The sequence below is a fragment of the Streptomyces sp. W16 genome (genome assembly GCF_033194735.1).
Taxonomy (GTDB): domain Bacteria; phylum Actinomycetota; class Actinomycetes; order Streptomycetales; family Streptomycetaceae; genus Streptomyces.
In genome coordinates, this window is sequence record NZ_JAWOAI010000320.1 from 1 (window position 1) to 11,647 (window position 11,647).

The 11,647-nt window shown below is 70.4% G+C and carries 13 protein-coding genes and 1 pseudogene; 5 read left to right on the top strand and 9 right to left on the bottom strand.

Annotated features, from left to right (window positions below):
- Together R6V09_RS33405 and cdgB are read right to left on the bottom strand one after the other, a co-directional pair.
- Positions 1–181 (bottom strand): annotated as a pseudogene (locus R6V09_RS33405) (carbohydrate-binding protein); the annotation flags it as partial.
- A gap of 141 nt (positions 182–322) precedes the next feature.
- Complete coding sequence (gene cdgB / locus R6V09_RS33410; RefSeq protein WP_317885204.1) at positions 323–1,984, bottom strand: diguanylate cyclase CdgB; 1,662 nt, start codon at positions 1,982–1,984, stop codon at positions 323–325.
- A gap of 305 nt (positions 1,985–2,289) precedes the next feature.
- On the opposite strand from cdgB, the gene R6V09_RS33415 reads away from it, so the two are divergent.
- On the top strand, positions 2,290–2,862 hold the full coding sequence (locus tag R6V09_RS33415) for a flavin reductase family protein (RefSeq protein ID WP_317885205.1): 573 nt from the start codon (positions 2,290–2,292) through the stop codon (positions 2,860–2,862).
- 49 nt (positions 2,863–2,911) lie between these two features.
- Positions 2,912–3,394, top strand: coding sequence for a GNAT family N-acetyltransferase (locus tag R6V09_RS33420; protein WP_317885206.1), 483 nt, complete (start codon positions 2,912–2,914; stop codon positions 3,392–3,394).
- A gap of 7 nt (positions 3,395–3,401) precedes the next feature.
- Here R6V09_RS33420 and R6V09_RS33425 read toward each other — a convergent pair whose 3' ends face one another.
- Together R6V09_RS33425 and arfB are read right to left on the bottom strand one after the other, a co-directional pair.
- The gene (locus R6V09_RS33425; RefSeq protein ID WP_317885207.1) at positions 3,402–4,169 is read right to left on the bottom strand and encodes a sigma-70 family RNA polymerase sigma factor; all 768 of its coding nucleotides are present in this window, start codon (positions 4,167–4,169) and stop codon (positions 3,402–3,404) included.
- Positions 4,170–4,356: 187 nt separating this feature from the next.
- Positions 4,357–4,785, bottom strand: coding sequence for an alternative ribosome rescue aminoacyl-tRNA hydrolase ArfB (arfB, locus tag R6V09_RS33430; RefSeq protein WP_317885208.1), 429 nt, complete (start codon positions 4,783–4,785; stop codon positions 4,357–4,359).
- Between the two features lie 184 nt (positions 4,786–4,969).
- On the opposite strand from arfB, the gene R6V09_RS33435 reads away from it, so the two are divergent.
- Both R6V09_RS33435 and R6V09_RS33440 read left to right on the top strand, forming a co-directional pair.
- A complete protein-coding gene (locus tag R6V09_RS33435; RefSeq protein ID WP_019057183.1) occupies positions 4,970–5,545 on the top strand; it encodes a TerD family protein in 576 nt (191 codons plus the stop codon).
- A 180-nt stretch (positions 5,546–5,725) separates the two neighbouring features.
- Positions 5,726–6,988, top strand: a complete 1,263-nt coding sequence (locus R6V09_RS33440) for a DUF1266 domain-containing protein (RefSeq protein ID WP_317885209.1) — start codon at positions 5,726–5,728, stop codon at positions 6,986–6,988.
- Positions 6,989–7,132: 144 nt separating this feature from the next.
- Here the strand turns inward: R6V09_RS33440 and R6V09_RS33445 are convergent, their stop codons facing one another.
- From R6V09_RS33445 to R6V09_RS33455, 3 genes are all read right to left on the bottom strand, one after another.
- Entirely contained in the window at positions 7,133–7,264 is a 132-nt protein-coding gene (locus tag R6V09_RS33445; RefSeq protein ID WP_317885210.1) for a hypothetical protein, read from the bottom strand.
- A 139-nt stretch (positions 7,265–7,403) separates the two neighbouring features.
- Entirely contained in the window at positions 7,404–7,793 is a 390-nt protein-coding gene (locus R6V09_RS33450; RefSeq protein ID WP_317885211.1) for a class I SAM-dependent methyltransferase, read from the bottom strand.
- A 221-nt stretch (positions 7,794–8,014) separates the two neighbouring features.
- Positions 8,015–8,311, bottom strand: a complete 297-nt coding sequence (locus R6V09_RS33455; protein WP_317885212.1) for a hypothetical protein — start codon at positions 8,309–8,311, stop codon at positions 8,015–8,017.
- A gap of 156 nt (positions 8,312–8,467) precedes the next feature.
- Between R6V09_RS33455 and R6V09_RS33460 the strand changes: the two genes are divergently transcribed.
- A complete protein-coding gene (locus R6V09_RS33460) occupies positions 8,468–9,427 on the top strand; it encodes a bifunctional GNAT family N-acetyltransferase/NUDIX hydrolase (RefSeq protein WP_317885213.1) in 960 nt (319 codons plus the stop codon).
- A gap of 60 nt (positions 9,428–9,487) precedes the next feature.
- On the opposite strand, the gene R6V09_RS33465 is transcribed toward R6V09_RS33460, so the two are convergent.
- Both R6V09_RS33465 and R6V09_RS33470 read right to left on the bottom strand, forming a co-directional pair.
- Entirely contained in the window at positions 9,488–10,453 is a 966-nt protein-coding gene (locus tag R6V09_RS33465; RefSeq protein ID WP_317885215.1) for a ribose-phosphate diphosphokinase, read from the bottom strand.
- An 11-nt stretch (positions 10,454–10,464) separates the two neighbouring features.
- The gene (locus R6V09_RS33470) at positions 10,465–11,535 is read right to left on the bottom strand and encodes an alkene reductase (RefSeq protein WP_317885214.1); all 1,071 of its coding nucleotides are present in this window, start codon (positions 11,533–11,535) and stop codon (positions 10,465–10,467) included.
- Between the last annotated feature and the right edge of the window lie 112 nt (positions 11,536–11,647).

The window sequence follows — 11,647 nt, forward strand, 5'->3', positions numbered from 1 at the left end:
CGGCGGGCTGGCCGCCGTACTGGCGCTCGCCGACCGCGCGCACCCGGTTGACGGAACCCGGGTAGCCGTAGCCACCGCCGCCGGACGGCGGCTGGGCGCCGTTGGCCTGGCCGTCGGCGTACAGGTAGCCGAACGGGTCGTCGTCCTCGGGCGTGCTCGCGCCGTTGTTGCCGGGCGTCATCCCTAGGTACTCCTCAACAGGTGCGGGTGCAGGTACGTCAGCTTCAGATGCGTCATCGATACGTCTGGAGAACTGCGAGCCTACCCGCTCCGCGTGGTCCAAACGGGTGACTCAGGCCGCATCGGGCGGCCCACCTGGAGATCATCCCGCGCGTCTGTGCTGTTTGGGACGAGATCGTTTCTCGATGTACATCCGTTCGTCGGCGGACTTCAACACCTCGTCCGCCGTCATGCCGCAGTGGGCCCACCCGATGCCGAAGCTGGCCCCGACCCGCATGGCCCGTCCGTCGACCCGGATGGGCTGGATGATCTCGTTCCGCAGGCGTACGGCGAGGTCGGCGGCGTCGGCCTTGCCGAGGCCGTCGGCGAGGACGACGAACTCGTCGCCGCCGAGCCGGGCCACCGTGTCGCCGTCGCGCACCGCCCGGCCGAGCCGCCGGGCGACCTCGATGAGGACCGCGTCGCCGGCGTTGTGCCCGAACCGGTCGTTGATCGACTTGAAGCCGTCGAGGTCGCAGAAGAGGACCGCGAGCCCCTTGGTGCCGTCGTCGCGCTCGCCCTCGGGGGCGATGGTGTGGACGTGGTGGTCGTAGGCGTCGAGGAGGTCGGCGCCGGGGCGGAAGTCGAAGCCGTGGCCGTTCGCGTCGTAGGCGGCCGGGTGTCCGTACGCGGCGTCGAGGGACTCGACCTCGCCGGGGAACGCGGACTGCGGGCGCTGGCAGAGGCGGGCGGAGAGGCGGGTGCGCAGCTCGGCCGAGTTCGGCAGGCCGGTCAGCGCGTCGTGCGCGGCGCGGTGGGCGAGCTGCAGCTCGCGGCGCTTGCGGTCCTCTATGTCCTCGACGTGGGAGAGGAGGAAGCGCGGTCCGTCGGCGGCGTCGGCGACGACGGAGTTGCGGAGCGAGACCCAGACGTAGGTGCCGTCCCGGCGGCCGAGGCGGAGTTCCGCGCGTCCGCCCTCCGCCGAGGTTCTCAGCAGGGTGCCTATGTCCTCGGGGTGGACGAGGTCCGAGAAGGAGTAGCGGCGCATCGCGGAGGCGGGGCGGCCCAGGAGGCGGCACAGGGCGTCGTTGCTGCGGAGTATTCGGCCGTGCTGTTCGCCGCCCATCTCGGCTATCGCCATGCCGGAGGGGGCGTACTCGAAGGCCTGCCGGAAGCTCTCCTCGCTTGCGCGCAGGGCCTGTTGCTCGCGTTCGAGTCTGACAAGTGCGCGTTGCATATTCGCACGTAGACGCGCGTTGCTGATCGCGATGGCGGCCTGGAAGGCGTACATCTGGAGCGCTTCGCGTCCCCACGCGCCGGGCCTTCGGCCGTTGCGCGGCCGGTCCACGGACAGGACACCGATCAGTTCGCCGCACGAGCCGCCGGAGACGCCGGGCGTGTACATGGGCGCGAACAGCCGGTCGGAGGGATGCCACTCGTCCTCGAAGCGGGGCGCGGGGCCGTCGGTGTACCACTGCGGTACGTCGTCCTCGTCGAGGACCCAGCCCTCGGTGTGCGGTATGAACCGCAGGTCGCCCCAGTCCTCGCCCATGCCGAGCCGGCGCTCCCAGGAGGCGCGGGAGCCGACCCGGCCGGTGATGAGTGCCTCGGCGGCGGAGTTGCCGGAGAAGGCGGCGACCACGAGGTCGCCGTCGGGACGTACGAGGTTGACGCATGCCAGCTCGTACCCGAGGCCGTTGACCACGCCGTCGGCGACGGTCTGCAGGGTGTCCGCCAGGCTGCGGGCGGTGTTCATGTCCGCCATGACCGTATGCAGTTGCCGCAGGTTCTCAAGACGGACGTAGGGTTCCGACTCGGTCTCCATACTCGCCCTCCCCCCGAGACCTCGCAGCGAATCAAGGGTCTTCTTCCCCGCCACTGAATCACAGCGCGCTGCCCACTCGGTACTCAGGGTCAACAATTACTATCCCTTGTGACTCAAGTCACAGCAGAAGATGAACAATTGAGTGGAGTTTCTGCATTTTCCCTGTGCGTTTCCTGAACGCAAACTTTGTGAGTGTGGGGACATGATGCACGACGATGTCCCGCCGCGTGGGTCATTGGACCTAGGACCCTGTTGCGACCGAAGTCCGATGCGCGGCGCGGCACTCGGAGATTAGCGTTTCCGGCGTGCTGAACACCGCGTCGATCACCGAGTCCGTTCCCTCCGGGCATGCTGTGGGGGTGAGCAACGACGAGTTCCGCGCCGCCCTCGCCCGGCTGGCCGCGGGTGTGGTCCTGGTGACCGCGCACGAGGAGCCGTACGACCCGGACGACCCGCAGGCTCCGGTCGGCGAGGACGTCGGCATGACCGCGACCGCCTTCATGTCCGTGTCCCTGGACCCGCCGCTGGTCCTGGTCAGCCTCCGCAACGGCTCCCGCATGGACGACCTCCTCGACGAACAGCCCCTGTGGGCCGTCTCCGTCCTCTCCGAGAGCCAGCGCCACATCGCCGGCCGCTTCGCCATGAAGGGCCGCATCAGCGACCGGCTGCTCTTCGACGACATCCCCTACGTCCACGGCGCGGCGTCCGGCGCGCCGCTGGTCCGCGGCGCCCTCGCCACCCTCGAATGCCGCACGGAACAGCGCATTCCGGCCGGGGACCACACGCTGGTCATCGGACGGGTGCTGACGGCGGAGGCGACCGGCACGGACGGCGGCCCGCTGGCCTATTTCCGGGGCAGGTACCGGCAGTTGGGATGACGGTGAATTCCGGTGGCCCACCTGTGATCAGTCCGCCTACCGTGCACGCATGACGACGATCACCACCGACGGGCCCGGGCCACGCCTCGAAGAGATCACCCGGAGCAATATCGATGCCGCCATCGGCATACGAGTCCGCCCCGACCAGGAATTCGCGGTATCCCCCGTCGTGAAATCCCTCGCCGAGGCCTACGTCCACCCCGGCACCGCCTGGCCCCGCCTGATCGTCGACCAGGACCGCCCCGTCGGCTTCGTCATGGCCTTCTTCGACATCGACTGGAACCTGGACGGCTCCGTCATCCGTTCCGGCCTGTGGCGCCTGAACATCGCGGCGGACCAACAGGGGCGCGGCTACGGCCGGTTCGCCGTGGAGTCCGTCGCCGCCGAGATCCGCCGCCGGGGCGGCAAGGAGGTCTACGTCACCTGGCACGAGGGCCCGTCCGGCCCGGCGGAGTTCTACCTGGGGCTGGGTTTCCGGCCCAACGGCGAGCTGAGCGAGGGCGAGACGGTCGGCGTGCTGGAGCTGCCGTAGCCGCGCCTCAGACCAGCCGTACGTCCAGCAGCGCCACCCGCTCCGGGTCCAGCACGATGTCGATCGCGGCGATGCGGTCGCCGACGAACGTGAAGGCGAGGGTGCGCACGGGGCGGCCGTCGACGAGCAGGGCGATGCCGGTGGCGCCGTCCACCAGGGCGGGCCGCGCGAGGGCGGCGAAGTGCGCGAAGCTCGTCGCGCCGGCCGCCACCGCGGCGGCACCCGCGGTCACCGTGTCCTCGGAACGCGCCACGACGTCCGGGTCGAGCACCTTCACCAGCGCGTCGAAGTCGCCCTCGCGCACGGCGGCGAGAAACGCGTCGGCGACCACCCGCTGCCGTACGGGATCCCCGTCCGGCGCGGAAGCGCCCCGCATCCGCCGCCGGGCCCGGCTCGCCAACTGCCGTGCCGCGGTGGGCGTACGCCCGACGATGGACGCGATCTCCTCGAACGGCACCGCGAACAGGTCGTGCAGCACGAACGCGAGCCGTTCGGCGGGCGTCAGGGTCTCCAGTACGACAAGGAGCGCGGCCCCGACCGAGTCGGCGAGGAGGGCGTCCTGTTCGGGGTCGGGGACGGTGGCCGGGACGGGCGTACCGCTGTCGAGGGGCTCCTCCGCGCGGGACTTGCGGGACCGGAGCATGTCGAGGCAGACCCGGCCGACGACGGTCGTCAGCCAGCCCCCGAGGTTCTCCACCTTCTCCGCGTCCGCGCGGCTCAGCCGGACCCAGGCCTCCTGCACGGCGTCGTCGGCCTCGGCGGCCGAGCCGAGCATGCGGTGGGCGACGGCCCGGAGGCGGGAGCGGTGCGATTCGAATCGGGCGGCGAGAAATTCACTGTCTTGCCGTCGGGGAAATTGTCAGGGGAATTCGAAGTCACCCACGGATGAACACTCCTCGTCGCGGTCCGTCGTCACTGCTACGACGGAGCACGGGCCGAGGATGTGACAACCGGCGGCGGGGTTACCCCCAGTCCCGCCCGGTCCGCCCCCGCTTCGTGTCGGAGCGTGCCTTCTTCTGGCGCAGCCGTCGCTCGTTGATACCCCGGGGAATCCGGGTGGGCCTGCGCGGCTTCGGCGGCGGCGCGGTGGCCTCGGCGAGCAGCGCCGCGAGGCGTACGGCGGCGGTCTCGCGGTTGCGCCACTGGGAGCGGTGCTCGGAGGACCGTACGGTGACGACGCCGTCGACCAGCCGGGAGGCGAGGCGCTCCAGCGCCCGTGACTTCCACACCTCGGGCAGGGCCTCCGTCTTCGCGAGGTCGAAGCGCAGCTCCACCTGGGAGTCGCTGGTGTTGACGTGCTGCCCGCCCGGCCCCGACGACCGCGAGAAACGCCACATGAGCTCGGCCTCGGGCAGGGAGACGGAGCCGCGGATGAGATAAGGACCGGACATGCCCCCATGGTCGCCTGCCTGTCCGGTCCACGTCACGCCAATTACCCAGGACGTTCCGGGAGGCGCGGGTAAAGAAAGTAAAGCCACGTGGAACCTTCGATACCCCTCTTGGCGTTCATAGTGGTACCGGTAGCTTCGTCCTCAGTACGAAGCCCGCATCGCAACGAGGGAAGGACTCCCAACAATGGCTGTAAGCCTGTCCAAGGGTGGCAACGTCTCGCTCACCAAGGAGGCCCCGGGCCTGACCGCCGTCACCGTAGGCCTTGGCTGGGACGTCCGCACCACCACCGGCACGGACTTCGACCTCGACGCCTCGGCGATCGCGGTCAACCCCGAGGGCAAGGTCTACTCGGACGGACACTTCATCTTCTTCAACAACAAGTCCACCCCGGACCAGACCATCGTCCACACCGGTGACAACCGCACGGGCGAGGGCGCGGGCGACGACGAGGCGATCAACGTCAACCTGGCCGGCCTCCCGGCGGACGTCGAGAAGATCGTCTTCCCGGTCTCGATCTACGACGCGGAGACCCGCTCGCAGAACTTCGGCCAGGTCCGCAACGCGTACATCCGCATCGTGAACCAGGCGGGCGGCGCGGAGATCGCCCGCTACGACCTCTCCGAGGACGCGGCGACGGAGACGGCGATGGTCTTCGGCGAGCTGTACCGCAACGGCGCGGAGTGGAAGTTCCGCGCGGTGGGCCAGGGTTACGCCTCGGGCCTGGTCGGCATCGCCCAGGACTTCGGTGTGAACGTCTGACGTTCACGACGCACGCCGAACGCTGTGCGAGGCCCCTGGCTGCGGTTGCCGCCGGGGGCTTCGGCCTGTGCGGGACGGGCAGCACGGAACTGCACGGGGGTCCCACAGGGGGGTCTCAGCCCCGTATGGCAATGTGCCGGGGATCAACAGCCGTTGGCCCCTGGAAGGACAGCGAGCCCTATGTCGTTCGGACCGTCCCCCGCCGGTTTCGGGCCTCCTTCACCGCCCGCCTGGACCCCGCCGACCGAGACCGAGCGAGCACTCGCCGAGGCCAGGGCGCGCGGCGACCGGTCCGCGTACTACGACGTACTCGCCCGGACCCACCTCTACTACGAGATGTCGCGCGAGGCCTACGACGCCCAACCCGACCGCGTCCACCGCGTGTTCATCCGCGACGTCCGCAACGGCACCAGGCACTGGGAACTGTTCACCGAAGGCATGCTGCCCGCGCCGCGCCCCGACGTGGTGTACTCGCGCGCCTCGCTGCGCTGGACAGCGAACGCCTGGAACCCGCAGTGCCCGCCCACCCTCGTCATCGACCCAGGCACCCCCTGCGAACTCACCCTCCCCTACGGCCCCCCGGGCACGACGGACTGGTCGCGCGCGGCCGAACACATCGGCACGCCCGAATCGGGCATGCGGCTGCGCGCACTCCACGTCGGCGGCGCGCTGCACGGCCCCGTCGCCCACGGCCTGGCCTGCGGAGCGCTCCTCTGCGTCAGCAACGGCTCCCTCTGGAACGCGCCGGCCTGGCACGGCAGCGGCTACGACGGTGAGCGCCGGCGGCTGCGCGAGTGGTGGGGCATCACCACCCGCGCGGAATGGCAACACCATCTGCGCAACCTGCTCGCCGCCGAAGCCTCCAGCTCCGTATGGGAGTTCGCGCTGAGCCTGCGCCGCTCCATCGCCCGTGACTTCGGCGGCCACGTCGACACCGGCTACTGGCGCCAGGCCGTCGCCACCGTCATCCGCGCCGAATCCGAGGGCTCCACGGTGATCACGGAGGACGGCGTGACGAAGACCGACCCGCGCCCCGCCTCGGAGACCGAGGCCCGCATCGAGGGCGTACAACGCCTGATCGGCCGCATCACCCGCTACGAGGCCCGGATGCGGGCCGACGGCATCCTCGACGAGAACCGCCATGTCACCTCGGTCGAGGCCTGGGACCTGGGCCGCGCCTCGAAGATGGCCCGCTGGGGACTCGGCGCCCGCTTCTGCACCCTGGCGGAAACGGAGTCGGCCCTCGTCCGCGCGGGCCGCGCCGCCGCCCTCGCCCACCGCTCCTGGCCGGACTTCTCGGCCGGCTACATCCTGGGCCGCTGCCTCCACTTCGACGAGGAGGAGTTCGGCGCGTGGTACCAGGACATGGTCGCCGCGCACCGGATCCTGACGTCGGATCCGGGTAGTCCTTGGCTGAACATTCCGTTCCGGCAGGGCGGTTGAGCCGTGCACGGCGATGCTCGGCGTCCCGGGGGACCTGCTCGGAAAAAGTGTGACACTCGGCGCTGAAGTGTCACACTTTCAGAGCAGGTCCCGTCCGGCGGGGCGAAAGTGGCCACGGCCGGCAGTTGGGACCGGCCCCGGCAGTTATCGGCGGACGGCGACGACGAACAGCCGGTCGGCGGTCTTCCGGCCGACTCCGGGCCCGATCTCGATGTCGTGGAAGCCTGCCGCGGCCAGACGCTGACGCAACTCCGCCTTGCTCCAGGGACGCATCATGAAGTCGTAGCTCGACCTTTGGCCAGGCTCATCCCCTGCAAGAAGGTCGTACTGCTCGTGAACATGGAGCAGTCCCGCCTGCCATGTGACGGTGCTGGTGAAGATCAGCTGTTTCCCCGAGCCGAGTTCCACCGAGCGTTCACGAGGCGTCGCGTTCGACGTCGGTGGTCATGTCGTTCAGCACCCCACGGCAGGTCACCGCCTGGTATGCCGGTCCGACGTCGAGAGAGCACAGGTCGGCTTGACAGCGCCGTGCTTCGGGACACCGTTTCGCCGCCTGGTCCAGGAGCGTGCCGGCCGCATCGACGAGGTCGACGTGGTGACCTTTGGCCGCGAGGGCGGCGGCATGCCGACCGGTTCCGCAGCCCGCGTCCAGAACCGACGCCGCATGACGGCCCGTCCGCACCAGCACGTCATGGACCGCGTCGACCCAGGGCTCCACCGGATCCGTGATGAGCAGGTCGTAGGCCGCGGCGTGATCGGCGTAGAACGGCCGAGATCGGCTCACCTGCGCAGAGTGCGACGTCACGACAGGCATCCTGCCCGTTCCCCCTTTCAAAGACGCGCCGGTTTCCCGTCGCCGAGACCTCGTCGCCCTCCTCCTCCAGGTCGGCGGGCTCGCCCAGCACTGGGGCGTGCGGCACGGCGCCGCCGCGGACGGTGTCCCCGGCAAACAGATCTGGTTCGAGCTCGGCGCGGCGGCCGACGGCCGGCGTGCCCCCTCAGGGGTCGGCCTATGAACTCACGGCATCAGCCGGCCGAATCCACCGAGGTCTCGAAGCCCGCGCTGTCGCAGTAGGACACCGCACGCCCCTCGGCCCCGGTGTCGCCGGCGACCGCGTTGACGGTGTCGTCGAGGATGCGGGTGCCACCGTGTTCCAGGCCCGCTTCGTCCAGCTTCTTCGAGGCGTGGATGGCCGCTTCCCCCGCCGATTCGGTGTTGGCCGTCCTGGCGTGCGCCTCGTCCTGCCAGGACCCCAGCTTGGCGCAGTACTCCTCCTGCCACGCCTTGTCCTGCGCCGAATCGTCCGACGAACAGCCACTCATCAGGACAGCCGCGACGACAACGGCCGCCGCTCGTACAACCGCGCCAACCCCACACCTGTACTGCATGGACATGCCCTCCCCGAAGCCGCCGACACAGAGTACGGATCACACAGGTGTCACGTCGCACCGGATCCGGACAGGCCCTAGCGTGCCCCCATGTTCCTCGAACCCCTCACGCCGACCGAGGCCGGCGCACTCCCCGGCGAACTGCTCACCGAACTCACCGCCCTCTACGCCTCCAACCACGCGTTCCACGCCCTCAGCGGCGACTTCCCGGACCCGGAGGACATCCGGCCCGAGCAGGTGGCGACCGCGCTGGCGGACGAGTTGGCCGACCCGGACACCGAAGTCCTGCTCGCCCGTAGCGCGGGGCGGCTCGTAGGGATCGCGATCACTCTCGGGGCGCATCCCGACCCGGCCGACGACGACCCCTGGATCGGCCTGCTGATGATCGACGCCACACAGCAACAGCAGGGACACGGGCGGCAGTTGGCGTCCCTCGTCGAGGACCGCTTCCGCGCGGCCGGCCGAACCGCCGTACGCCTGGCCGTCCTTGACAACAACCCCAGGGGCCTCGCTTTCTGGACCGCCCTCGGCTACGACGTCGTCGACCACCGCCCGGACCGCCAACTAGGCCGCCCCTGCACCGTGTTGCGCAAGCAGCTCCGCAGAATCCGCCACTCCGCCCGCGTCGCGGTGCTCGACCCCACCGGCTCCGTCTTCCTCTTCCGTTACGACGACGCCGAGACCGGCACCTTCTGGGCCCTGCCCGGCGGTGGCCTCGAAGGCGACGAGACCTCGCGCGAGGGCGCCCTGCGCGAACTCCGGGAGGAGACCGGCTGGACAGACCTGGAACCCGGCCCCCTGCTGTCCACCAGAGAGGTCGACCTCACCTTCGCCGGCACCCCGACCCACCAGCACGAACGCATCTACGTCACCCACGGCCCGCACCGCGAGCCCACCGGCACCCACCTCTCCGCCGCCCACACCCAGGACGGCATCCTCGCCTGGCGGTGGTGGACCCGGGAGGAACTGCGGGCCACGAAGGAGACCGTGTGGCCGGCCGAACTCGCCCGACTTCTCGACGAGTTGGACGGACAGGATCCGCAGGCATGACACGGGCCGCCCTCCCCGTTCGGGGAGAGCGGCCCGGTCAACGGCGACACTGCGCTGCCGCTACAACTCGTCCATCAGACTCGTCACCGAGCCGTTCTCGAAGATCTCCCGGATCGCGTGGGCGATCAGCGGGGCGACGGACAGGACCTCGACCTTGTCCAGGCCGGTCGCCGCGGCGGTCGGCAGGGTGTCGGTGAAGACGAAGCGGCTGACCCGGGAGTTCTTCAGGCGGTCCACGGCGGGGCCGGAGAGGATGCCGTGGGTGGCGGCGACGATGACGTCCTCGGCACCGCTCGCGTACAGCGCGTCGGCCGCGGCGCAGATCGTGCCCGCCGTGTCGATCATGTCGTCCACCAGGACGCAGACCCGCCCGGCCACCTCGCCGACCACCTCGTGGACGCTGACCTGGTGGGCGATGTCCTTGTCGCGCTTCTTGTGGACGATCGCGAGGGGCGCCCCGAGCCGGTCGCACCAGCGGTCGGCGACCCGCACACGGCCGGCGTCCGGCGACACCACCGTCAGACGGTCGCGGTCGGTGCCCGCGGCGATGTGGTCCGCGAGCGTGGGCAGGGCGAAGAGGTGGTCCACCGGGCCGTCGAAGAAGCCCACGATCTGGTCGGTGTGCAGATCGATCGTGATGACCCGGTCGGCGCCCGCGGCGGTCAGCAGATCCGCGAGCAGACGGGCCGAGATCGGCTCGCGGCCCTTGTGTTTCTTGTCCTGCCGCGAGTAGCCGTAGAACGGGGCGACGACCGTGACGCTGCGGGCGGAAGCCCGTTTCAGCGCGTCGATCATGATGAGCTGTTCCATGATCCACGTGTTGATCGGTGCCGTGTGGGACTGGACGACGAAGCAGTCCGCGCCGCGCACCGACTGCTCGAAGCGGACGTAGATCTCGCCGTTGGCGAAGTCCCGCGCCTGGGCCGGCACCAGGCCGGTGCCCAGTTCCCGGGCGATCCGGTCGGCGAGTTCGGGGTGGGCCCGGCCGGAGAACAGGAGCAGCTCGCGCCGGGCGCCGCGGACCACGGAGGCAGGGGTCACTGGCCGAGCACCGGGTAGTCGGTGTAGCCGCGGTGGTCGCCGCCGTAGTACGTCGACTCGTCGGGCTGGGTGAAGGGGCCGCCGGCCTTGATGCGGGCGGGCAGGTCGGGGTTGGCCAGGAACAGGGCGCCGAGCGAGACGGCGTCGGCCAGACCCTCGTCGAGGACCTGCTGGGCGGTGTCCACCGAGGCCGGGAAGGAGTCGCCGGCGGCGTGCGGGTTCACCACCAGGTTGCCTTCCCACAGCTCGCGGACGAGCCGGGTGACGGGGCGGGCGACGATCTCGCAGACCTCCAGGAAGGCCAGCTCCGGGAGGGCCGGGACGAGGGCCGCGTACAGGGCCTCGGTGTCGCCCTCCGCGATGTCGTTGTAGGTGTTGGCGGGCGAGAGGCGCACGCTGGTCCGCTCGTTGCCGATCGCCCCGGCGACCGCCTCGGTGACCTCGGCCGTGAGGCGGGTGCGGTTCGCGAGGGAGCCGCCGTAGCCGTCGGTGCGGTGGTTGGTGTTGGCCGCGAGGAACTGGTGCAGCAGGAAGCCGTTGCCCGCGTGCACCTGGACGCCGTCGAAGCCGGCCTCGACCGCGTTGCGGGCGGCGTCCGCGAAGTCCCGTACGGTGGCGGCTATTTCGTCGGCCGTGAGCTCGTGCGGGACCGGGTACTCCAGCGGTCCGGAGGGCGTGAAGCACTGCCCGGCGGCGGCGACCGGCGAGGGGGCGACGGAGTGGTGGGCGCTGTCGTACAGCGACGGGTGGCCGATCCGTCCCGAGTGCATCAGCTGTACGACGATCCGGCCGCCCGCCGCGTGCACGGCGTCGGTGACGGTGCGCCAGGTCCTGACCTGTTCGGGGTGGTGCAGTCCGGGGGTGTTGAGGAAGCCCTGGCCGACCTGGGAGGGCTGGGTGCCCTCGGTGACGATGAGCCCGGCCGAGGCGCGCTGGGCGTAGTACTCGGCCATCAACTCGGTGGCGCCGCCACAGGACTTGGCCCGGTTGCGGGTCATGGGGGCCATCACGAGCCGGTTGCCGAGGGCGATCTTGCCGAAGGTCACGGAGTCGAACAGCGAGGTCATGGTCATCCTTTGCGGGTGAAGCGGGTGAATACGTGCGGTGGTACGGGCGGGTGCCGCGGACGGGCGATACAGGCGGTGGCCGCGGGCGGCGGGCGACCGCGGGCAGGTAGCC

Bases quoted from the DNA above. Each gene is read 5' to 3' on its own strand.
- cdgB (WP_317885204.1), bottom strand. From the start codon at position 1,984: ATGGAGACCGAGTCGGAACCCTACGTCCGTCTTGAGAACCTGCGGCAA.
- R6V09_RS33420 (WP_317885206.1), top strand. From the start codon at position 2,912: ATGACGACGATCACCACCGACGGGCCCGGGCCACGCCTCGAAGAGATC.
- arfB (WP_317885208.1), bottom strand. From the start codon at position 4,785: ATGTCCGGTCCTTATCTCATCCGCGGCTCCGTCTCCCTGCCCGAGGCC.
- R6V09_RS33460 (WP_317885213.1), top strand. From the start codon at position 8,468: ATGTTCCTCGAACCCCTCACGCCGACCGAGGCCGGCGCACTCCCCGGC.
- R6V09_RS33425 (WP_317885207.1), bottom strand. From the start codon at position 4,169: ATGCTCGGCTCGGCCGCCGAGGCCGACGACGCCGTGCAGGAGGCCTGG.
- R6V09_RS33445 (WP_317885210.1), bottom strand. From the start codon at position 7,264: ATGATGCGTCCCTGGAGCAAGGCGGAGTTGCGTCAGCGTCTGGCCGCG.
- R6V09_RS33455 (WP_317885212.1), bottom strand. From the start codon at position 8,311: ATGAGTGGCTGTTCGTCGGACGATTCGGCGCAGGACAAGGCGTGGCAG.
- R6V09_RS33470 (WP_317885214.1), bottom strand. From the start codon at position 11,535: ATGACCTCGCTGTTCGACTCCGTGACCTTCGGCAAGATCGCCCTCGGC.
- R6V09_RS33435 (WP_019057183.1), top strand. From the start codon at position 4,970: ATGGCTGTAAGCCTGTCCAAGGGTGGCAACGTCTCGCTCACCAAGGAG.
- R6V09_RS33440 (WP_317885209.1), top strand. From the start codon at position 5,726: ATGTCGTTCGGACCGTCCCCCGCCGGTTTCGGGCCTCCTTCACCGCCC.